The organism is Microbacterium sp. LTA6 (assembly GCF_045690355.1).
Taxonomy (GTDB): Bacteria; Actinomycetota; Actinomycetes; order Actinomycetales; family Microbacteriaceae; genus Microbacterium.
Genome location: NZ_CP147855.1, coordinates 312649 through 334357, shown reverse-complemented (window position 1 = coordinate 334357; position 21709 = coordinate 312649). Strand labels below are relative to the sequence as shown.

General features: G+C 67.8%; 22 protein-coding genes. 15 read left to right on the top strand and 7 right to left on the bottom strand.

The genetic code is table 11. The annotated features are described in order from the left end of the window. Positions 1-35: 35 nt before the first annotated feature. Positions 36-1505 carry a polysaccharide biosynthesis tyrosine autokinase gene (locus tag LTA6_RS01550; RefSeq protein WP_341975686.1) on the top strand — a complete coding sequence of 490 codons (1470 nt, stop codon included), beginning with the start codon at positions 36-38 and terminating at the stop codon, positions 1503-1505. After that, positions 1462-2577, top strand: a complete 1116-nt coding sequence (locus LTA6_RS01545; RefSeq protein WP_407358474.1) for a hypothetical protein — start codon at positions 1462-1464, stop codon at positions 2575-2577. Before LTA6_RS01550 ends, LTA6_RS01545 begins: the two co-directional genes overlap by 44 nt. Positions 2578-2681: 104 nt before the next feature. Here the strand turns inward: LTA6_RS01545 and LTA6_RS01540 are convergent, their stop codons facing one another. Together LTA6_RS01540 and LTA6_RS01535 are read right to left on the bottom strand one after the other, a co-directional pair. Beyond that, complete coding sequence (locus tag LTA6_RS01540; RefSeq protein WP_407358473.1) at positions 2682-3425, bottom strand: helix-turn-helix domain-containing protein; 744 nt, start codon at positions 3423-3425, stop codon at positions 2682-2684. 269 nt (positions 3426-3694) lie between these two features. Beyond that, complete coding sequence (locus LTA6_RS01535; RefSeq protein ID WP_407358472.1) at positions 3695-4438, bottom strand: low molecular weight phosphatase family protein; 744 nt, start codon at positions 4436-4438, stop codon at positions 3695-3697. Positions 4439-4478: 40 nt separating this feature from the next. Between LTA6_RS01535 and coaA the strand changes: the two genes are divergently transcribed. Next, positions 4479-5432, top strand: a complete 954-nt coding sequence (gene coaA / locus LTA6_RS01530; RefSeq protein ID WP_341975681.1) for a type I pantothenate kinase — start codon at positions 4479-4481, stop codon at positions 5430-5432. Between the two features lie 78 nt (positions 5433-5510). Next, on the top strand, positions 5511-7358 hold the full coding sequence (gene glmS / locus LTA6_RS01525; protein WP_341975680.1) for a glutamine--fructose-6-phosphate transaminase (isomerizing): 1848 nt from the start codon (positions 5511-5513) through the stop codon (positions 7356-7358). A 125-nt stretch (positions 7359-7483) separates the two neighbouring features. On the opposite strand, the gene LTA6_RS01520 is transcribed toward glmS, so the two are convergent. Further along, complete coding sequence (locus LTA6_RS01520; protein WP_407358471.1) at positions 7484-8317, bottom strand: DUF559 domain-containing protein; 834 nt, start codon at positions 8315-8317, stop codon at positions 7484-7486. Positions 8318-8641: 324 nt separating this feature from the next. On the opposite strand from LTA6_RS01520, the gene LTA6_RS01515 reads away from it, so the two are divergent. From LTA6_RS01515 to LTA6_RS01480, 8 genes are all read left to right on the top strand, one after another. Further along, positions 8642-9001, top strand: coding sequence for a holo-ACP synthase (locus LTA6_RS01515; RefSeq protein WP_341975678.1), 360 nt, complete (start codon positions 8642-8644; stop codon positions 8999-9001). Further along, the gene (gene alr, locus LTA6_RS01510) at positions 8998-10104 is read left to right on the top strand and encodes an alanine racemase (protein WP_407358470.1); all 1107 of its coding nucleotides are present in this window, start codon (positions 8998-9000) and stop codon (positions 10102-10104) included. The genes LTA6_RS01515 and alr overlap by 4 nt, the downstream gene beginning before the upstream one ends. After that, a complete protein-coding gene (gene tsaE / locus LTA6_RS01505; RefSeq protein ID WP_341975676.1) occupies positions 10101-10583 on the top strand; it encodes a tRNA (adenosine(37)-N6)-threonylcarbamoyltransferase complex ATPase subunit type 1 TsaE in 483 nt (160 codons plus the stop codon). The genes alr and tsaE overlap by 4 nt, the downstream gene beginning before the upstream one ends. Positions 10584-10713: 130 nt before the next feature. Further along, positions 10714-11337 (top strand): tRNA (adenosine(37)-N6)-threonylcarbamoyltransferase complex dimerization subunit type 1 TsaB, encoded by a 624-nt coding sequence (gene tsaB, locus LTA6_RS01500; RefSeq protein WP_407358469.1) that lies wholly within the window; start codon positions 10714-10716, stop codon positions 11335-11337. After that, the gene (gene rimI / locus LTA6_RS01495) at positions 11334-11843 is read left to right on the top strand and encodes a ribosomal protein S18-alanine N-acetyltransferase (RefSeq protein WP_407358468.1); all 510 of its coding nucleotides are present in this window, start codon (positions 11334-11336) and stop codon (positions 11841-11843) included. Before tsaB ends, rimI begins: the two co-directional genes overlap by 4 nt. After that, entirely contained in the window at positions 11840-12916 is a 1077-nt protein-coding gene (gene tsaD / locus LTA6_RS01490) for a tRNA (adenosine(37)-N6)-threonylcarbamoyltransferase complex transferase subunit TsaD (RefSeq protein ID WP_407358467.1), read from the top strand. Before rimI ends, tsaD begins: the two co-directional genes overlap by 4 nt. Beyond that, the gene (locus tag LTA6_RS01485) at positions 12913-13449 is read left to right on the top strand and encodes a hypothetical protein (protein ID WP_407358466.1); all 537 of its coding nucleotides are present in this window, start codon (positions 12913-12915) and stop codon (positions 13447-13449) included. Before tsaD ends, LTA6_RS01485 begins: the two co-directional genes overlap by 4 nt. A 3-nt stretch (positions 13450-13452) precedes the next feature. Next, positions 13453-14697 carry a hypothetical protein gene (locus LTA6_RS01480; protein ID WP_407358465.1) on the top strand — a complete coding sequence of 415 codons (1245 nt, stop codon included), beginning with the start codon at positions 13453-13455 and terminating at the stop codon, positions 14695-14697. A gap of 15 nt (positions 14698-14712) precedes the next feature. Here LTA6_RS01480 and LTA6_RS01475 read toward each other — a convergent pair whose 3' ends face one another. Continuing rightward, on the bottom strand, positions 14713-15909 hold the full coding sequence (locus LTA6_RS01475; protein ID WP_407358464.1) for a THUMP-like domain-containing protein: 1197 nt from the start codon (positions 15907-15909) through the stop codon (positions 14713-14715). A 181-nt stretch (positions 15910-16090) separates the two neighbouring features. Here LTA6_RS01475 and groES point away from each other — a divergent pair, with 181 nt between their 5' ends. The 3 genes from groES to LTA6_RS01460 all read left to right on the top strand — a co-directional run bounded on the left by groES (position 16091) and on the right by LTA6_RS01460 (position 18830). Continuing rightward, positions 16091-16387, top strand: a complete 297-nt coding sequence (gene groES / locus LTA6_RS01470; RefSeq protein ID WP_341975669.1) for a co-chaperone GroES — start codon at positions 16091-16093, stop codon at positions 16385-16387. Between the two features lie 142 nt (positions 16388-16529). Next, positions 16530-17417 (top strand): EamA family transporter RarD, encoded by an 888-nt coding sequence (rarD, locus tag LTA6_RS01465; protein ID WP_407359239.1) that lies wholly within the window; start codon positions 16530-16532, stop codon positions 17415-17417. A gap of 144 nt (positions 17418-17561) precedes the next feature. Beyond that, positions 17562-18830, top strand: coding sequence for an ABC transporter substrate-binding protein (locus LTA6_RS01460; RefSeq protein WP_341975666.1), 1269 nt, complete (start codon positions 17562-17564; stop codon positions 18828-18830). Between the two features lie 126 nt (positions 18831-18956). Here LTA6_RS01460 and LTA6_RS01455 read toward each other — a convergent pair whose 3' ends face one another. The 3 genes from LTA6_RS01455 to LTA6_RS01445 are packed head-to-tail and all read right to left on the bottom strand — an operon-like array spanning position 18957 to position 21707. Further along, positions 18957-19691 carry an ABC transporter ATP-binding protein gene (locus LTA6_RS01455; RefSeq protein ID WP_341975665.1) on the bottom strand — a complete coding sequence of 245 codons (735 nt, stop codon included), beginning with the start codon at positions 19689-19691 and terminating at the stop codon, positions 18957-18959. Continuing rightward, on the bottom strand, positions 19688-20740 hold the full coding sequence (locus tag LTA6_RS01450) for an ABC transporter ATP-binding protein (RefSeq protein ID WP_407358463.1): 1053 nt from the start codon (positions 20738-20740) through the stop codon (positions 19688-19690). The genes LTA6_RS01455 and LTA6_RS01450 overlap by 4 nt, the downstream gene beginning before the upstream one ends. Beyond that, positions 20730-21707, bottom strand: coding sequence for a branched-chain amino acid ABC transporter permease (locus tag LTA6_RS01445; protein ID WP_341975664.1), 978 nt, complete (start codon positions 21705-21707; stop codon positions 20730-20732). The genes LTA6_RS01450 and LTA6_RS01445 overlap by 11 nt, the downstream gene beginning before the upstream one ends. Positions 21708-21709 lie beyond the last annotated feature (2 nt).

Sequence of the window (21709 nt, the reverse complement as noted above, 5' to 3'; positions counted from 1 at the left end):
CGGGGCGTCGAACGACCGGAACAGAGGACGACTGAATGGACCTGCGCCACTACCTGCGCGTCTTCCGCGCACATTGGCTCGGAATGCTCGTTCTCGTGGTCGCGGCAGTGGCGATCGCGTTCGGCTGGACTCTTCTGCAACCGCGGGTGTACACCGCCGATGCGACAGCGATCGTGCAGGCCACGGCTGCCGCCGACGACATCGGCACGAAGCTGGTCGGTAACCAGCTCGCGGCATCCAGCGTGAAGACCTTCGTGAACCTCGGCTCGTCGCGCTCCGTCGCGGAACGGGTCATCGCGGATCTCGGACTGGAGACGACACCCGAACGGCTCGCCTCGCAGGTGACCGTGACCAACCCGCTCGACACATACTCGCTCAAGGTGACGGCGACGGCGTCATCGCCCGAGGCGGCCCGTGACATCGCCGAATCCTGGGTGCGAGGCATGGGCGCCGAGGTGAACGTGCTGGAGACGGCCGACGAGGAGAAGCCCGGCCTCGTCTATCTGGCCGCGATCGACTCCGCCCGTCTACCGACGTCGCCGTCATCGCCCAACACGCGACTCGCCCTCGCGATCGGCGGCCTGATCGGTCTTGCCATCGCGTTCGGCTACGCGATGCTGCGGTACACGCTCGATCGCCGCATCCGCTCGGTCGACGGCGTCGAGAAGGAACTGGGCGTCGCGGTGGTCGGCACGCTGCCCGAGGAGAAGTCGTTCACCGCAGACAACCGTCTCATCCCGCAGGACGGCGGCACATCGGTGAACAGCAGTTCTGCGCACCTGTTCGCCATCGCCGAGGCGATGCGAGAGCTGCGCACGAACATCCAGTTCATGGACGTCGACAACCCGCCGCGGGTGATCGTCATCACGAGCCCGCTGCCCGGTGACGGCAAGTCGACCACCGCATCGAACCTCGCGATCACTCTCGCCTCCAGCGGGGAACGCGTCATTCTCATCGATGGCGACCTTCGTCGTCCGATGATCGGCAAGATCTTCGGACTCGTCGAGTCCGTCGGGCTCTCCGAGGTGCTGTCAGGGCGCGCGGAGATCGCGCAGGTCGCGCAGCGGATCCCCGGCCGTGACAACCTCATCGTCGTCGCCGCCGGCAAGTTGCCGCCGAACCCGAGTGAGGTGCTCGGCTCTGCGAAGATGCACGAGCTGCTCACGTCGCTCGCGAACGAGGCCATCGTGATCATCGATGCGCCGCCACTCATCCCGGTCACCGACGCCGCCGTGCTCACCCAGCATGCGGACGGCGCCGTCGTGGTGGCCACCGTCGGCAAGACCACCTTCGAAGTTCTCGGCAAGGCGCTCGGAAACCTCGAACGTGCCAATGCGAGGGCGCTCGGAATCGTGCTCAACAGGGTTCCGCGGCGCGGCACCGGAGCCGCGTACTACGGGTACCAGTACCACGGCGACTACTACCGCGCCGACTCGGAGCCGAGTGATTCTGAGACCGCGGATGCCGAAGCCGGCCCTCGGCGCCGAGGAGCCACGATCGCGTGAGGATGCGGTCGTGAAGAAGGCGGTCGTCGTCCTCGCCGCGATGGGCGCCGTCGTGCGCATCGAGTTCGGCGACGGCGTTCCGGATGAGGTGATCGAGCGCGTTCGTCATGCCTGGACAGGTGCAGCCATCGACCCGGCGCCGGCGCGGGTCGACACCGATCTCCGCATCGAGGTCGACGACGTCCCCGAGGTCGAGCGCTTCCTGGAACGGCTTTCCACCGACGTGACCCTCGAAGCACTCGCCCACAACCGCGGGAGCCTGATGATGCTCCATGCGGCCGGCATCGCGCTCGATGACGGTCGGGTGATCGCCTTCGTCGGCCCCTCCGGACGTGGCAAGACCACTCTCAGTCGCGTTCTGGCGAACGTGCATGGCTACGTCTCGGACGAGACGATCGCCTTCGACCGCGACCTGCGAGTGCTGCCGTACCGCAAACCCCTCTCCGTGGTGCGAGATGGGGCGCCGAAAGATCAGGTCGCGCCCGCGGATGCCGGGATGCGCGACCTGCCGGACGCCGATCTGACGCTCGCGGCGATCGTCCTTCTGGATCGCGACACATCGGTCGGCGAGCCCGAGATCGAGCACCTCCACTTCATCGACGCCGCCCCCGTGCTGGTCGAGCAGACGAGCTATCTCGTCGAGCTCGACGGGACCGTGGCCACACTCGCCGAACTCTGCGATCGCGTCGGCGGTATCCGGCGGCTGCGCTACTCCGAGGCGGCGGATGTGCCGGCGAAGATCGAGTCACTGCTCGCTCCCGGCCCTGCGCCGGAGGCATGGACACGCGCGTCCGTCGCGGTGAGAGATGCCGTTGGTCAGGCGTCGTCCTCGGACGCCGTCGACTACGGCGATGCTGTGGTCGTGCTTTCCGATCGCACACTGCGGGTACTGACCGGAATCGCTCCCACCGTGATCCGGGCGGCGAGAGAATCCGAAGAATTCGGATCGATCGTGAAAGCCGTGATCGAGCATCATGGGGTTCCGCCGAGCGGTGACCCCGAGGTGATCGTGCGGACGGCGATCGAGGAACTCACCGAAGCCGGACTTCTTCGGAATATTTCCGGTCGTTGAGCGAGGGAGCGCAGCGACCGAGACGAAACGCGAGTCTCCTCCGTGCGACGTCGGATCCGGGCGTTTCGTCTCGCTCTGCTCGCTCAACGACCGGAGGCCGCGCGTCAGCTGTTCCGCGTGCGGAGCGTGCTGGGCGTGTTCCGCGCGCGGAGCGTGCTGGGCGGAGGGAGCTGTTCCGCGCCGAGCGCACGCCGCATCTGCAGCGCGCTCGTGAAGCCGGAATGCCTCGCGATCTCGTCGATGCTCAGAGTGTCGTACTGCGGGTTGCGCAGCAGCGACTCTGCCAGTTCGACGCGCATCCGGCGCAACGCGATCACCGGGGAGGTCAGTTCGCGTGCGAAGGCGCGCTGGAGCTGGCGCACGGAGACGTGCAGATCCTGGCTGAGCTGTACGGCAGTGAACGTGGCGTCCTCTCGCCGCGCCATCATCACCGACCGTGCCCGTTCGATGAGCGGTGCCGCGGCCACCGTGAGGTTGTCCGAGGAATGCCGCTCCAGCAGGGCGCCGAAGGCCATTTCGACGAGCAAACGCTCGATCGCGTAGCGTGCCACCCCCGAGGAGTCCTGCACGGCGCCGGCGAGAGAGGTCGCGAAGGCGCTCACGGCTGTGAGAAGGGGAGAGTCCGGGAGCGCTGACGGCTTCGCCGAAGACGCGTTCGCGAGCTCGGCGACGGCATCCGGCGGCAGCCACACGGCGATCAGATCGGCCGGTTCGCTCCACACGATCGTGGCCGAGGTCACCGGCGGGAGGAAGAGAGCTCTGGTCGGCACGGCGGACGGAGTCGATATGGTCTGCCCCTCGGCGGCGATGATGAGCGCCGCGTACGCCGAAGAACCTTCCGGGGGCATCCATGTCCACTCGCCCGGAAGCGGGCGCAACCGACTCACGCACACCGACCGGAAGACACGACTGGACACCAGTCCGCTGCGATGGGCGTCCTGTCCCAAGTGCGTCTGAAGAAGGTGCGACGGGTTCAGTGTGGCCATTTCGGGGAGGAGGTCGGCGGGCGGCCGCTCCGCCGAGGGCGAAGCGGTCAGTTGTCATCGTCAGAGTACAACCACGCGGGCACGCCGAAGGCGCGTTGCGCCCCATCGAACACGCGCGTGCGGCGCGGTCGTCAGGCGGTGGCCAGCCGAACGACGCGCTCGACCTCGAAGAGAGCCGGAAACAGCTCCCTCGCGGACTGCTGGTACACCTCGGAATCGCGGCGGTACGGGTCGATCACGTCGTCGGCCGAGGATGCTGAACCCGACAGGCCCCGTCGATGGGAGATCGCCGTGACTGCGGCCCCGAGCCGGGCGCGCGGAGTGCTCCCGACATCCGCAGCGCGGCGCACGTCGTCATCCGACAGGCCCGCGGCCAGTCGGGCGAACTCGCGTACAGGGAAAACCCGGTGCAGACGGCTGGGCGTGAGCTGCACCGCGATGCCGCGATGCTCCCGGGTCATCGTCAGCACGAGGTCCGCCTCGAGAAGCATCCGCTCGGTCAGCAGTCGCGCCTGGTGCTGCAGTGCGTCTTGCTCGCGGGCGCCGCCCTGAACCGCCAGCTCACGCGCCTGCGCCGTCATCCCGTGGTCGACCAGAGCATGCGTGCCCGCACTCGACACGGCGATGCCGAGCTCGCGCAGGGACGCACGGAGCATCACCTCGGCAAGCGGAGAGCGGCAGATGTTGCCGGTGCAGACGGTGAGAATCGACGGCGTGCCTTCACGGTCGTGCTCGTCCTCGGGCGCGGGGTCGAACAGCGAAGACAGGGGGGATCGTGTCGCAGCCTCGGCGTCGGGTGACGCCGCTGCCAGCGATCTTCTTCGCTCACGACGCGTCATCCCCAGTCGCGCCGCCTCGCGATCAGAAGCGTGCATAGGCACAGCCTAGGACTTCCTGGCCGAACGCGCCGATACGATGTATCCCGTGACCACCGTCGACCCGACTCTGCCGCTGTCCCCATACCGGGAGATCGGGCGAGCGGAGTGGGCCCGGCTCGCAGCCGACATCGATCAGCCGCTGTCCGAGACCGAGGTGGTCGAGATCCGCGGCATCGGCGATCGGCTGTCGCTCGACGAGGTGCGTGAGGTGTATCTGCCGCTCAGTCGACTGCTCAGTCTCTACGCCACCTCGACGAAACGGCTCGGAGCGGCGACCAGTGCGTTCCTGCAGGAGGAAGACGCCACGACCCCGTTCGTCGTCGCCGTCGCCGGATCCGTCGCGGTCGGCAAATCCACGATCGCCCGTCTGCTGCGCGAATTGATGAGCCGCTGGCCGGGCACGCCGCGCGTCGAACTCGTCACCACCGACGGCTTCCTCCACCCGAACGCCGAGCTCGAGCGGCGCGGACTGATGGAGCGCAAGGGGTTCCCTGAGTCGTACGATCGGCGCGCGCTCATCGATTTCCTCACCGAGGTCAAGAGCGGTGCGCCCGAGGTGCGCGCCCCGTTCTACTCGCACATGCGCTACGACATCGTGCCGGATGCACACGTCGTCGTGCGCCGCCCCGATGTCGTCATTGTCGAAGGGCTCAACGTGCTCTCGCCGCCACCGGCGCCGAACGACGTCGCCGTCAGCGACCTCTTCGACTTCTCGATCTACGTCGATGCAGACACCTCGCATATCGAGAAGTGGTACGTCGACCGCTTCCTGGCCCTGCGCCAGGGGGCGTTCAGCAACCCGTCTTCGTACTTCAATGTGTTCGCGCACCTCACCGATGACGAGGCGATCACGACAGCGCTGGGCTACTGGAACGAGATCAACATGCCCAACCTCGTCGAGAACGTGCTTCCGACGAAGCACCGGGCACGGCTCGTGCTGAACAAGGGCGCCGATCACGACGTCGAGAGCGTGCTCCTCCGCAAACTCTGATCGGGCGGGCATCCGAGCGATTTCGGCATCCCGGTTCGTTCAGAACCCTCGCAAAAAGTCGCGCTTATTCTTGAACCCATGTGTGGAATCGTCGGATACGTGGGCCCGCGGCCCAGCCAGGACATCCTTATCGCCGGCCTCGCCCGTCTGGAGTACCGCGGCTATGACTCCGCCGGTGTCGCCATCATCGACGGCGACGGCACGCTGGGGATGCGCAAGAAGGCCGGCAAGCTCAGCATGCTGCGTGAATCGCTCGCCGACGCGCCTCTCGGCGACGGCACCACGGGCATCGGCCACACCCGCTGGGCGACGCACGGTGGACCCACCGACGTCAACGCACACCCGCACCTCGCTGACGACGACAAGCTCGCCGTCATCCACAACGGCATCATCGAGAACTTCTCGGCGCTCCGTGACGAGCTGCTCGCCGACGGCGTTTCCTTCCGCAGCGAGACCGACACCGAGGTCGCTGCGGCCCTGCTCGGCCGGGAGTACGCCTCCAACGGCGGAGACCTCGAACTCTCCTTCCGCAACGTCGTGAACCGCCTCGAAGGCGCCTTCACGCTCCTCGCGATGCATCAGGACAAGCCGGGCCTCGTCGTCGGCGCTCGTCGCAACTCGCCGCTGGTCATCGGCCTCGGCGAGGGTGAGAACTTCCTCGGCTCCGACGTCGCCGCCTTCGTCGAGCACACGCGCAAGGCGCTGGCGATCGGCCAGGACCAGATCGTGTCGATCACGCCGTCCGCCGTCACGGTGACCGACTTCGCCGGCACCCCCGTCGAGGCCGAGCCTTTCGATGTGTCCTGGGATGCCGCAGCTGCTGAGAAGGGCGGATGGTCGTCGTTCATGGCCAAGGAGGTCGCGGAACAGCCCGAGGCCGTGGCGAACACGATCCGCGGACGCATCCAGGGCGACCAGGTCGTCATTCCCGAACTCGATGGACTCGATGACCTGTTCATCGGCATCAACCGCATCATCATCACGGCGTGCGGCACGGCATCCTATGCCGCCCTGGTCGGCAAGTACGCGATCGAGCAGTGGGCCCGCGTCGCGGTCGATGTCGAGCTCGCCCACGAGTTCCGCTACCGCGACCCGGTGATCGGCGACGACACTCTCGTGATCTCGATCAGCCAGTCCGGCGAGACCATGGACACGCTGATGGCAGTGAAGTACGCGCGTGAGCGCGGCGCTCGCACGCTGTCCGTCTGCAACACGCAGGGCGCGACGATCCCGCGCGAGTCGGACGCCGTGGTCTACACCCACGCCGGCCCCGAGGTCGCCGTCGCCTCCACCAAGGCGTTCTCCGCACAGATCACCGCGCTGCTGCTGCTCGGCCTGCACATGGGCCGCGTGCGCGGAACGATCGCGGATGCCTCGACCGACGTCGCCGAGCTCCTCGCGCTTCCGGACAAGATCGCACGCGTGCTCGAGCAGGAGCAGGAGCACGTCACGCAGCTCGCCGGCTGGATGGCCGACACGCGTTCGGTGCTGTTCCTCGGCCGCCACGTGGGCTTCCCGATCGCGCTCGAGGGCGCGCTCAAGCTCAAGGAGATCTCGTACATCCACGCCGAGGGCTTCGCCGCCGGTGAGCTCAAGCACGGGCCGATCGCGCTCATCGAGCCCGGTCAGCCGGTGTTCGTGCTGGTGCCGTCACCGCGGCACTCGGCACTCGTGCACGCCAAGGTCGTCTCGAACATCCAGGAGATCCGCGCCCGCGGCGCTCGGGTGATCGTGATCGCCGAAGAGGGCGACGCTGCCGTGCTGCCGTTCGCCGACGAGGTCATCCACATCCCGCTGGCGGGTCCGATGTTCGAGCCGCTGCTCGCCGTCGTGCCGCTGCAGATCTTCGCCATGGCACTGGCCACGGCCAAGGGCCTCGACGTCGACCAGCCCCGCAACCTCGCGAAGTCCGTCACGGTCGAGTAGGTCGCGGCGTTTTCGCCTTCCGTCGGTACACATGCATGCCGAGATCCCACTTGCATGCTGAGATCGGCTGATTCCACCTGCATCCGTGGTTTTGAGCATGCAGGTGAGTCAGACGATCGGCGGGGTCAGGATGCTGCGCGCCCGAGTGCAGGCAGGATCGCAGCGATCACGGCGTCCCAGTCGTGGATGACCATCGCGTAGTCGAAGCGAAGGGTCTCGTATCCGAGAGCGGATGCTGCGGCATCCCTCATCAGATCCCGGTGACGTCGGTCGGCCCCGGCGTGGTTCTCCCTGCCGTCGACCTCGAGGATCAGCCGGCCGCCGGCGACGAAGTCCACACGCCCGACGCCGTCGATATCGACCTGGCAGTCGAGTCGGATGCCGAGCAGATGCAGGCGCAGTCTGAGGAGCGACTCCAGGCCGCTCTGGGCATCGTGGCGCGCGAGATCCAACAGCCATTCGGCCGACTTCGGCAGCTCCTTGCGGATCCGGACCCGGTCGTGCGGCGTGATCAACCGCTTGTTCCACGCGGACTCGTACGCGGCGAAGAACGCCTCGCGTTCGAGGCAGCCATAGGCATGGACGAGTGCTGCGGCGACTGGCGCGATACCGAGGCTGGCTGTGCCGGGGGAGTAATGCCGCACGCACGTGCATCCGCCGTGCGGGTGCGTGCGGCCCGAACCGCCGAGCCAGACATGGACGACGGCATCCGAGTCGGGGAGCACCCACACCCCGTGGGCCCTCAGAGCATCCGCGCAGGTGAGCGCGCCGCCATGCGCGGCGGCGGTCACGACGTCGGGGTCCGTCGTCCAAAGGCCATAGACCCCGGTGCGGATCCGGCGGATGCTGCCTTTGCGCACCTCATCGGAGAGTTGCCTGCGCGTGCAGCCGTACCCCTGCAGGAGGGCGCCGCGAGCGATGCCGCCGAGTCTGGCGAGGAGGTCTGCTGGCTCGAACACGCTCTGAGCATCCGCTGGTCGGGTGCTCGGCGGGCAGCCCCATCGGCGATTGTGGACGGATTTCGGACTATCCGGGCTTGTGGAGGAGAAGTGGGTTGATCGCTCCTGCGCATCCGCCCTTCGCGCTCCTGCACACCTGCAGGCCCGAACTCACAGATGCATGCCGAAATCGGGAGTTTGGGCATGCATCCGGGGTCTGAGCATGCAAGTGTGCCGGACGCCGGGGCGGATGCTGCGGGGCGGATGCTGCCGGCGGACGATGAGGCGGACGCCCGGGCGGATGCCGAGGCCGGGTCAAGAACGCGCCACGGGTAGGCTGAACGGGTGATCATCGGGACCGGCATCGACCTCGTCGACATCCCGCGGTTCGAGCGGACTCTCGAGCGCACGCCGAAGCTCTTGCAGAGGCTGTTTGCGCCCAGCGAACAAGGCCTGCGGCTGCCCTCGCTCGCCGCCCGCTATGCCGCGAAGGAAGCCCTCATCAAGGCGCTCGGCGGATCGGACGGCGTGCACTGGACCGAGATCGAGATCGCATCCGAGGCCTCAGGCAAGCCGCATTTCGTGCTCAGCGGTACGACGGCCGAGGTCGTCGTGGCGCGCGGCATCCTCCATCTCCACCTCACCATGTCGCACGACGCCGGCCTCGCCACTGCGTTCGTCGTCGCCGAAGGAGACCCACTGTGACTGTGCCGTTCCGTGAGGCGACGATCGATCTTGATGCGATCGCCGACAACACCCGCCATTTCCGTCGCCTCACCGGCGTCGAGGTCATCGCCGTCGTCAAGGCGAACGCCTACGGGCACGGTGCCGCGGCCGCGGCTGTCGCGGCGCTCGCGGCCGGCGCCACCAGGATCGGTGTGGCGCAGATCCCCGAGGCTCTGGAGCTGCGCCGGCAGGGCGTGCACGCGCCGATCATCGCGTGGCTGCACGCCCCGGGAGAGCGGTTCGAACAGGCTGCTGCCGAGCGCATCGAGGTGGGCATCTCCTCGTTCGACCAGCTCGAGGCTGCCGCCGCGGCTGCGCACGTCGATGAGCCGGTCGCGGTGCATCTAAAGCTCGAGACCGGTCTGTCCCGCAACGGGATCGCTCCCGCCGACTGGGGGCGCGTGCTCGCCGAGGCCGCGCGACTGGAACGGATCGGCCGGCTGCGCATCGTGGGCATCTTCAGCCACCTCTCGAACACCTCGCTCGACGACGATCGCTCCGCTCTCGAGAAGTTCGAGGAGGGGGTGGCCGCCGCGGCGGCCTTCGGCATCCGACCGGAACTCCGGCACATCGCAGCGACCGCCGCGGCCATCGATCGTCCGGAGATGAGGCTCGATGCCGTCCGGGTCGGCATCGGGATCTACGGCCTGTCGCCGTTCGAGGATCGCACGTCGGCCGAGCTGGGCCTCAGGCCAGCGATGACCTTGCGCGGGGCCGTGGCAGCGGTGCGCCGGGTGCCGGCCGGAACCGGGGTGTCCTACGGCTACGCGCACCGCACTGAGCGGGACACGACCCTCGCGCTCATCCCGTTCGGCTATGCGGATGGCATTCCGCGCCAAGCCTCGGGCAAGGCGCACGTCGCGATCTCGGGCCGCCGCTTCGCGAACGTCGGACGCATCGCGATGGACCAGTTCGTCGTCGACGTCGGCGATACCGCCATCTCGGTCGGTGACGAAGTGGTGCTGTTCGGTGATCCGACGCTGGGCGTGCCATCGGCAGCCGAATGGGCGGATGCCGCAGACACCATCAACTACGAGATCGTCACCCGCATCGGCCCGCGGGTGCCGAGGCGTACGTCGTGAGCATCGATCCGGCTTTTCTCGGGCGCCGAACCATCGCCACGGTGGAGGACATGGAGCAGCTCGGATTTCGCATCGGCGAGCAGCTGCAGGCCGGCGACCTGCTGATCCTCACCGGTCCACTCGGGGCCGGCAAGACGACGTTCACCCGCGGTCTCGCCGAGGGTCTCGGCGTGCGCGGGCCGGTGCAGAGCCCGACGTTCGTGATCGCACGGACGCATCCCTCGCTGGTCGGTCGGGCGCCTCTCGTGCACGTCGACGCGTATCGGCTGGGTTCGGCATCCGAGCTCGACGACCTCGACCTCGACGTCGCCCGGTCGGTCGTCGTGATCGAGTGGGGGCGGGGCATGGCAGAGGAACTCGTCGAGGCCTGGTGGGACATCGAACTGGAGCGCCCGGTCGGCGCCGGCGACGCCCTCGCCGACGAGGATCTCGATGCCGACGCTCCGCGGGTCGTCACGATCGCGCGCGTCGAACGCTGAGGGCGCGGCGGGATCAGGCAGACCTCGTCCACAACTCCGGAAGAACGTCGCGATATCGTCCGATCCGGGCGATGGTGACGTTCACACCGGGCAGATCTCCGGAGTTATGAACGCCGACTACCCTGGAAGGGTGATCCTCGCCGTCGATACCTCCCTGGGCACGGCCGTCGCGCTCATCGATGCAGACGGCCGGCCGCGAGCGGAAGCAGCGACCGCCGACCCGCTCGGGCATGCCGAGGTCATCGGGGACCTGCTCCAGAACGTCCTCGATGAGGCGGATGCCGGCGACATCACCCACGTCGTCGCGGGCATGGGCCCCGGGCCGTTCACCGGTCTCCGCATCGGCATCGCCGCTGCCCGCGCATTCGCGCTCGGCCGTGCGATCCCGATCATCCCGGTTCCCAGTCACTTCGCCGCCGCGCTCACCGCCATCGACACGGATGCCGTGACCGGCGCTTTCGCGATCGTCACGGACGCGCGCCGCAGAGAGGTCGCGATCACCGTGTTCGACGGGAAGGACGACGACGGCATTCCGCGCGTCGTGGCCGACACGATCCTGCTTCCGCGCATCGACGCCGACACGCATCTGGGCGGCATCCGCCGGATCGATGTCGACGCGCTCTCCGCCGCCGATCTCGCCCGTGTCGGCGCGAACGCGAACGCCGCCGGCCGTGCGCTCGCCGACGCTGAGCCGTTGTATCTGCGAGCCCCCGACGTGAAGCTCCCCGGCGCCCCGAAGCGGGTCGGATCATGACGCTCCGCGCGGCTGACCCGGCTGATCTGGCCGCGATCATGGGTATCGAGAACCGCTCGTTCCCCGGCGACGCGTGGAGCACCGAGACCATGGCGGCCGAGCTCGCGAGCCCGCATGGCGTCTACCTCGTCGACGAGGCGGACGGCGACGTCATCGGCTACGGGGGCATCCGCGCCCTCCCGGGCGGGGCGGATGCCGACATCCAGACGATCGCATACGACGCCGAGCATCGCGGTGGCGGGCGAGGCCGCGCGCTGCTGCGTGCGCTGCTCGCCGAGGCCGTGGCGCGCGGTGCCCGCGAGATGTTCCTCGAGGTCAGGGCGGACAATCCGGCAGCTGAGGGGCTCTACCGCTCCGAGGGATTTCTGGAGATCGGACGACGCCCGCACTACTACCAGCCCGATGACGTCGACGCGATCGTGATGAGACTCGATCTGCGGGGCTCGGCAAGCACAGGGGCCCATGTGCCGGATGCGACGGATGCCGTGAAGGAGACCCGCACATGAGCGGACCGCTGGTGCTCGGCATCGAGACGAGCTGCGACGAGACCGGGATCGGGATCGTCCGCGGACGCACGCTGCTGACGAACACGATCGCCTCCAGCATGGATGAGCACGCCCGCTACGGCGGCGTCGTGCCCGAAGTCGCGGCACGCGCGCACCTCGAGGCGCTGCAGCCGTCGATCGAGAAGGCTCTGAGCGAAGCCGGGGTGCGACTCGAAGATCTCGATGCCATCGCCGTCACCAGCGGCCCAGGGCTCGCCGGCGCACTCATGGTCGGTGTCGGCGCGGCGAAGGGTCTCGCAGTGTCGCTCGGCAAGCCGCTATACGCGGTGAATCACCTGGTCGGGCACATCGCCGCCGACATCCTGACTGCGGATTCCGAACCGCTCGAGTACCCGACGATCGCGCTCCTCGTCTCCGGCGGACACACGTCGCTCCTGCACGTGCGCGATCTCACCAGCGACGTCGAGCTGCTCGGCGAGACGATGGACGACGCAGCGGGGGAGGCCTTCGACAAGGTCGCTCGACTGCTGTCTCTGCCGTACCCGGGCGGGCCGGAGATCGACCGGGCTGCGGCGTCCGGTGACCCGAACGCCATCAGGTTCCCTCGTGGCCTCTCGCGCGCATCCGACATGGCGAAGCACCGCTACGACTTCTCGTTCTCCGGGCTGAAGACCGCGGTGGCGCGCTGGGTCGAGCGCTGTGAGGCCGACGGCGTCGAGGTGCCGGTGGCAGACGTGGCGGCGAGTTTCCGCGAGGCGGTCGTCGACGTGCTGGTGACGAAGGCGCTTGCCGCGTGCGTCGACCTCGGCGTGCCGCGGCTGCTGCTCGGCGGCGGGGTCATCGCCAATCGACGGCTTCGCGAGGTCGCCCTGGCCCGCGCAGAGGTCGCGGGCGTCACCGTGAGGATTCCGCCGCTGTCCCTGTGCACCGACAACGGCGCGATGATCGCGGCGCTCGCCGCGGAGTTGATCTCCTCGGGTCGACGGCCGTCGACGCTGGCCTTCGGGGCCGACTCGACTCTGCCGGTCACCGAGATCCAGGTGGCCGAGACGGTGGAGGAGGTGCCCGCATGACCGACGCACCGCGCACAGCGGGGACCGACGGCATCGACGCGTCGAAGCGAGCGGCGTCGACCGATGGCGCCATCGCGGATCCGCTGCACACGAGCATCGATCGCCCGAGCGGCGAGGTCGAACGACCGGCGGGCCTGGCGAAGATCCCGGGGGCCCGAGGGGACGGATACACGCGGCTGCCCACGGGGCCGGTCGGCATCGAACCGGTGGTCGCGAGCGGGCCGGACCCGGACGCCGTCGGAGCGCCGGCGGTCGAATGGGAGCCGACGGGCACAGACGGCACGGAGATCGAAGACACGCGTCTGGCACCGTGGGCGCTGCTCGCCGCGATCGTCGCGCTCGGCACCTCGTTCTTCGTCGGCTGGGGCATTCCCGTCGCGATCGTCGCCGTGATCGCGGCGATCATGTCGCTGCGCCGCCCGGTCGAGAGCCGAGCCATCGCACGATGGGCGCTCGTGCTCGGCCTGTGCGCGATGGTGTACAGCCTGGGCTGGCTGGTCTGGGCTGGCATGCAGTTCGAGAGACTTGGATAGCGGATGCTCAGCGCCGACGAACTCGTGGAACTCCGCGCGTTGCAGGCGCGGGCATACGGGCGCGACGGCGGCCTCTCCGACGCGGATGCCGAGCGGATGCGGCAGCTCGAGCTCCAGCGAATGCCGGCGTCTAGTGCGGATCAGGGCGTTTCGTCTCGCTCCGCTCGCTCAACGGTCGGGGAAGCGACCCTCATCGACCGGGCTTCTTCGTCGGTCGTTGAGCGAGGAGCGCAGCGACGAGACGAAACGCCTGCACCGGCGTCGACAGCGGATCAGCGCGTTTCGACTCGCTTCGCTCGCTCAACGACCGAGGAGGGGGCGGATGGCTCAACGACCGAGGTGGCGCCTGAGCTGAGCCGCGGCACGCTGCGCCGGTTCTGGCGCCCGCTGGCCGCCGTGGCCGCGGCGCTTCTCCTCCTCGGCCTCGCCGCCGGGTGGGCGATCTTCGGGCAGCGCTCGGAGGCGATCGCGCTGACCGCCGACGAGGTGCAGCGCCGGCTCGAGCTCTATGACAAAGGCAATTACGACGAAGGGTCGGTACGCGCTGTCCGTCGCGACGAGGAAGCTCTGGTCTGGTATGCCACGAAGAACGACGGCGAGTTCGCGTGCCTTGTGCTCGACGTCGGGGAGCTCTCGACGCTCGACTGCCGCCCGGTGGCCGACGCCGCGGCGCACGGCATGAACGCGTTCCTGACGCTCGAGGAATCCGACCCTGACCCGGAGACCGGGGCTTATGAGAGCACGGGCATCGGCGCGACCCTGCTGTACTCCGCTGACGACGAGCCGATGGTCGCGATCCAGCGCTGGACGAACTCGGGCAACTGGCTCGAACAGTTCGACGAAAGTCGGCATCCACGCATCGAGGAGCTCATCGCGCAGGGGTATGACGCGTCGATGCTTAGCGAGGCCGGGACCTTCGATGGTCAACCTGTGTGGCTGGCGCATCGTACGGAGAACGACGCGCGCTGCCTGATCGTCGACCGCGAGTCGTCCAGCGCGGAGACATGCCTTCCGTCCGCGCAGGCTCTGGATGACGGCCTCTCGCTGACGATCGTCGACGTGGATGCGGCGAGTGGCATCACCAGGAGGTGGACTTTCGACGTGCTCTTCACGAAATGGCAGACCCCGTACCTCACGATCACCGCTGATGCGGGCGAACTGTTCACCGTCAAGCCAGGCGATCGGGTCGAGGTGGGCGGCGAGCACGGCGACCCGATCGAGGTCGGCACCGACGTTCCGCAGGGGTGATCTCCTCGGGGCGCGCTATTCCGCGTGCACTCGGTCGGCGAGGATCGCGAGACGCCGACTGCCGATTCGAGTGAGGATCAGTGTCGCCGACTCGTCACCGCGCAACGTCAGCTTCTTCCGGAAGGCGGCCGGGTCGATGTCCATGCCGCGTTTCTTGATCTCCAGCGTGCCGATGCCGTTGGCCTTGAGCACGGCGTTGATCGACTTCGGGTTCGCCGGCGTCGTCTCGCGCACGCGGAACGACTGCACGAACGGGCTCGTGAGAGCAGCATCCGACGTCAGATAGGCGATGTGCTCGTCGAGCATGCCGGCCTCCAGGCTCCGCGCCACGTCGCCGATGAGACGCGCACGGATCACCGCGCCGTCGGGTTCGTGCAGGTACGCGCCGAGTTCCCGGACCGGGGCGTCCTCGGCATCCGCACCGGCGGTGAGTTCGTACGAGTGGTCGCCACGGATCACCAGCGCCGCTCTGCGTACCTCGTTCCGGGCGAGCACGCCCGTCCACAGCACCAGCTCCACGACGCTGCCGTCGACGCTGACCCATTGCGCTTCGGCATCCGCCGGCAGGGCGTCACGGTCGTGTCCTGGGCCGAGCTTGATCCCGGTCGGAACGCGCGATGCCAGTTCGAATGCCCAGTCCAGCGAGGGGGAGTAGTCGGATGCCGTGACGCGTCGCGTCTCGCTGTGGCCCGAAGTGCGTCGTGCTGGGTCCATCCAGACGGCGTCCACCCCGCTGAGGTCGGCCGATTCGGCGGTGCCGTGCTGCACGCTCACATCGCCGGCGAAGGGGGCGAGGTTGTACGCCGCGATCGCGGATGTGACCTCGTCGGCATCGACAGCGTGCACACGGAGTCCCGCGCCGGCGAAGGCGAGGGCGTCGCCGCCGATGCCGCATCCCAGGTCTGCGACGCTCGTGATGCCGGCACCGCGCATGCGCTGGGCGTGCCTGGCGGCCACGCCGAGGCGAGTCGCCTGTTCGAGCCCAGCGCGGGTGAACAGCATCCGATCGGCGAAGGCGCCGAACTTCGACTTCGCCCGAGCCCGCAGACTCACCTGTCCGACCACGGCGGTGACGAGCTCAGGGGAGTGGCCCGCTGCGCGCATCCGTGAGACCGTGCGGGTGACGTCGGACAGCGACTCGAGGGGCTCGGTGCCGTCGAGAAGCGACAGACCTTCGGCGGTGAGCAGGGTGCGCAGCTCGGACATCTCCACCACGCCAGCCTATGCGGCCGAGCGTTTCGTCTCGGCCCGCTCTCTCGACGATCGGCAGGACCGAGGGCTGGCACTCGCATTGCATGAGTGCCAATGGACCGCATACACTGGGATTAGCACTCTCGGGTTGAGAGTGCGAACAAGTCTTTCGTGTCAGCGTCAAGGAAAGAAGAGGTAGACCGTGTCGGTTTCCATCAAGCCGCTCGAGGACCGCATCGTCATCCAGCAGGTCGAGGCCGAGCAGACCACCGCGAGTGGCCTGGTCATCCCCGACACTGCCAAGGAGAAGCCCCAGGAGGGCGAGGTCGTGGCCGTTGGCCCCGGCCGCATCGACGACAACGGCAACCGTGTTCCGATCGATGTCGCCGTCGGCGACCGCGTGCTCTACAGCAAGTACGGCGGCACCGAGGTGAAGTTCGGCGTGGACGAGTACCTCGTGCTCTCCGCCCGCGACGTCCTCGCGGTCGTCGTTCGCTGAGCCAGCGCAGTTCTCGAAGGGCCCGGATGCATCCGCATCCGGGCCCTTCTGCGTCCCCGCCGGCCTCCGGGTCGGCTGCCGGGCATAGGGTTGTGCAGTGAGCCCAGACCCGTCCACCCGTGAGAGCCGCGCCTCCGGGGCCATGTACGCGGGCGGGGCCTACCTGCTGTGGGGCGTGCTGCCCCTTTACTTCCTGCTGCTGGCGCCCACCGGGGCCTGGGAGGTCGTCGCCTGGCGCGTGCTGCTCTCCTTCGTGTTCTGTCTGGTGCTGCTGACGATCACCCGGGGCTGGGGCGCGTTCCGCGCGATCGTGCGGCAGCCGAAGCTGCTGGGCTGGACGGCGCTCGCCGGTCTGCTCATCTACGTCAACTGGCAGGTGTTCCTCATCGGAACCCTCAGCGATCGCATCGTCGAGACGAGCCTCGGGTACTTCATCAACCCGATCACCACCGTGCTGCTCGGCGTCTTCGTGCTGCACGAACGCATCAGACGGCTGCAGTGGGCCGCGATCGGCATCGCCGCTGCGGCGGTCGCCGTGATCGTCATCGGGTACGGGGAATTCCCGTGGATCGCGCTTTCGCTCACCGCGTCGTTCGGCGTCTACGGACTCATCAAGAAGAAGATCGGTCCGGCGGTGGACGCCGTCAGCGGCCTGACCCTGGAATCGTTCTGGCTCATCCCCATCGCCGTCGTTCAGCTCATCGTCGTCGCGCAGACCTCCGGAATCACGATGGGCACGAACGGCGGATGGCACGCCCTGCTGCTCGCCTTCGCGGGAGTCGTCACCGCGGTGCCGCTGCTGATGTTCGCGGCGGGTACCCGCCGGGTCAACCTGACCGTGATCGGGATGATCCAGTTCATCACTCCGATCATGCAGTTCGTGATCGGTGTCGCGTTCCTGCACGAGCCGATGCCGCCTGAGCGGTGGGCCGGATTCATCATCGTGTGGGTCGCGATCGCGGTCTTCGTCGTCGACCTGCTGCTCGCCGCGCGTCGTGGCCGACGGACGGACCCCGCCGAGCTCATCTGAATCCGAGGCGCACCGAGGTAGACACGGAGTCCCGGATCGTTAACGCACCGAAACACTTGCGTCTCCATCTCGCTGTGATCACGCTCTAGGGTTAGAGCACTCGATCGTGGTCATACTCCACGTTCAGACACGCAAGGGAGCATCATGAACGCACTGAAGGGCTCGCGCACAGCGAAGGTCTTCGCGGGGATCGCGCTGCTCAGCGCATCCGCAATCGTTATCGCCGGCTGCAGCAGCCCGACGACCGACAAGCCGTCCGACGAGGGCGGGAACAAGCCAGCGGCAGACCTGACGCTGAAGCTCGGCTCGCTGCTGCCGCAGACCGGCGCCCTGTCCTTCCTCGGCCCGCCGATGCAGGCAGGCTCCCAGCTGGCGGTCGCAGAGGTCAACGACGCCAAGGCCGGGGTCACCATCGACCTGACCGCTGCGGACGAGGGCGACACCGACACCAAGGCATACGAGACGTCGATCGCGCAGCTGCAGAGCGAAGGCGTCGCCGCTGTCGTCGGCGCCGCGTCGTCGGCCGTTTCCAAGCTGATCCTGGACGGCAACATCAGCTCCGGGATCATCACGATCTCGCCGTCTAACACTTCTCCGGACTTCACCGCGTGGGACGACAACGGTCTCTACTTCCGCACCGCCCCCAGCGACCTGCTGCAGGGTGAGGTGCTCGGAAACCTGATCGCCGAAGACGGCCACAAGACGCTGGGCATCATCTACCAGAACAACGCCTACGGCACCGGACTCTTCGACGCGATCTCCTCGACGTTCGAAGGCACCGGCGGCGAGATCGTGGCCGAGGCTGCGTTCAACATCGGCGACGCGCAGTTCGACGCTCAGGTGTCGACGATCATGGCGGCCAAGCCCGACGCGATCGCCGTCGTCTCGTACGACGAGTTCAAGACGATCGCTCCGCTGCTCGTGAACGCGGGCGCTGACCCGAAGAGCTTCTACCTCGTCGACGGCAACCTCTCCAACAGCTACGCGACGGACCTTCCCGCCGTGAAGCTCGAGGGCGCCAAGGGCACCAAGCCCGGACCCGCTCTGGAAGACGACTTCACTGATCGTCTTCAGGAGCTGTGGACCGGTGAGGGCAACCCCGAGATCGAGGACGAGACCTACGCGGCCGAGGCGTACGACGCAGTGATCCTGCTCGCGCTGGCTTCGCTCGCGGCGGGCTCGACCGAGGGCGTCGACATCGCAGCCAAGATGCAGGAAGTCTCCGGCGGCTCCGGCGATGGCGAGAAGTGCACCAGCTTCGCCGAGTGCGCCGAGATCATCAACGGAGGCGGCACGGCCGACTACGACGGCTACTCCGGTGACGTCACGTTCGACGAGAACGGCGACCCGAAGGGTGCCGCAATCGGCGTCTTCGAGTACGGCGCAGACAACACCTACTCGCGGATCAACTGACCGAACCGCAGTGTGAAGGCCCCGGATGCTGGCATCCGGGGCCTTCCTCGTGCCGGGAGCGCGGATGGGAACGGACATGCAGAAGGGGGTGGATGCCGTGGCATCCACCCCCTTCTGCGAGACGTCTCAGGCCGCGTCGGTGCCCAGGGTACCCAGGTAGAGGCCGATGACCTTCGGGTCGTTCAGCAGCTCGCGACCGGTGCCCTCGTAGGCGTCCTTGCCCTGATCGAGCACGTAGCCGCGATCACAGATCTGCAGGCAGCGTCGCGCGTTCTGCTCGACCATGATGGTCGTGACGCCCGCCTTGTTGATGTCGGAGACGCGGATGAACGCATCATCCTGCCGCACCGGCGAGAGTCCTGCCGAGGGCTCGTCCAGCAGCAGGACGGACGGATCCATCATCAGTGCGCGCGACATCGCCACCATCTGACGCTCGCCGCCCGACAGCGATCCGGCGCGTTGCTTGAGGCGCGTACCCAGCTCCGCGAAGATGCTGGAGACGAACTCCAGCCGCTCCGCGTAGATCTTGGGGTTCTGGTACAACCCCATCTGCAGGTTCTCCTCGATCGTGAGCGACGGAAAGACGTTGTTCGTCTGCGGAACGAACGCCACACCGCGCTTGACGAGCTTGTCGGCCTTCAGCCCGACGATGCTCTCGCCGTTCAAGGTGACCTCGCCGGAGCGCACGTTCACGAGTCCGAACATCGCCTTGAGCAGGGTCGACTTGCCGGCCCCGTTCGGTCCGATGATGCCGATCAGCTCGCCCTTGCGGGCGACGAGGTTCGCCCCGTTGAGGATGTTGACACCGGGGAGGTACCCGGCGTGGACATCCTTCATCTCCACGACGATGTCGTCGCTCATGCCTTCTCCTCATCGGTCGCAGTCGGTCGGGTCGGCTCGGCCGCGGTCGCTCCGGCCGGGCCATGAGCCGATGGCTGCTCGCCGGCCAGCTCGGCCTGCGCCTCGGCCTCGATCTCGCGGCGCAGACGTTCGGCCGCCGCGGATTCGATGACGGGGATCCTGCCCGTGACCGCGCCCAGATCGAGATCCTGGTGAGCGCCGAGATACGCATCGACGACGGCAGGATCTTCCATGACCTCGTCGGGTGGCCCTTCAGCCACGACGCGTCCCTCTGCCATCACGACGACCCAGTCGGCGATGTGGCGGACCATGTGCATGTCGTGCTCGACGAAGAGCACGGTCATGCCCTGCTCCTTGAGATCGAGGATGTGCTCGAGCAGCGACTGGGTGAGGGCCGGGTTGACGCCGGCCATCGGCTCGTCGAGCATGACGAGATTCGGGTCGCTCATCAGCGCCCGGGCCATCTCGAGGAGCTTGCGCTGCCCACCGGAGAGCGACGCGGCGAAGTCCTTCTCCTTGGCGTCGAGCTTGAAGCGGGCGAGCAGGTCACGCGCTTTGGCTTCGATCTCGGTGTCCTGCTTGCGCCAGATGAACGGCAGCAGGCTCGTCCAGAAGCCCTCGCCGCGCTGGTGCGGGGCGCCGAGCTTCATGTTCTCCAGCACGGTCAGCAGCGACAGCGACTTGGTCAGCTGGAAGGTGCGCACCTGTCCCATGCGCGCGACCTTGAACGAGGGGATGCCGGCGAGGTTCTTGCCGTCGAACGACCACGTTCCTGTGTTGGGCTTGTCGAAGCCGCAGAGCAGGTTGAACAGCGTCGTCTTGCCGGCGCCGTTGGGCCCGATCAGTGCGGTGATCGCGCCGCGGGGGATCTCGACGTGGTCGACGTCCACCGCCGTGAGGCCGCCGAAGCGGCGCTGGATGCCGTCGGCGATCAGAATCGGGTCGACCTTGGCGACGCCGGGTGCGGCTGGCCCCTTGGCGAGGCCGGTCGCCTTGGGGCGACGGATGCTTCCGGTCGACGGTGCGGCCGGGGTCTGGTCACTTGACAAAGGTCATCTCCCTCTTGTCTCCGAGGATGCCCTGCGGGCGGAAGATCACCAGCAGCATGAGGGCGACACCGACCAGCACGAAGCGGATCGTGCCCGCCTGGCTGTCGGACATCGGCAGCAGCCCCGCCGCAGCCATGTCGGGCAGCAGGTTGCCGAGGAACGCGAAGACGAGCCAGAAGAGCACCGCGCCGAGGGTCGGACCGAAGACGGTGGCCGCGCCGCCGAGCAGCAGGATCGTCCACAGGAAGAAGGTGAGCGACGTGGTGTAGCTGCTGGGGACGACCGCCGAGGGGAGGGCGAACACGATGCCTCCGGCCGCTCCGATCATGCCGCCGACGACGAGCGCCTGCATCTTGTAGGCGAAGACGTTCTTTCCCAGCGAGCGGACGGCGTCCTCGTCTTCGCGGATGCCCTTGAGTACGCGGCCCCACGGGCTGCGCATCAGCATCCAGACCAGCAGGACGGCGACGCCGAGCAGGATCAGGCCGAACACGCGGTTCCACAGATCGCCCTCGTTGTACGTCCACGGGCCGAATCCGTATGTCCCGGGCGGGAACGGGTTCGCATCTCGGAAACCCGAGTGGTACCCGGCCAGGCCGTCGGCCGAGTTCGTCCATTCGTCGAACACCTGGGTGGTGAACAGCAGACGGACGATCTCACCGGCGGCGATCGTCGCGATGGCGAGATAGTCGGCTCTCAGACGCAGCGTGGGGATGCCGAGGAGGACGGCGAAGAGCGCGCCGCCCAGCAGCCCGATGATCATGCCGAACCACCAGGGGAGGCCGAACGAGAGAACCGAGATCGCGTAGCCGTAGCCGCCGACCGCCATGAACGCCGCCATGCCGAAGTTGAGCAGACCTGCGTATCCGAAGTGCACGGCGAGGCCGGTCGCGGCCAGTGCGTAGGCGATCGTGACGGGGCTGAACAGGTACGCGGCTGTATTGCCGAAGATGCTTCCGAAGTCCATGC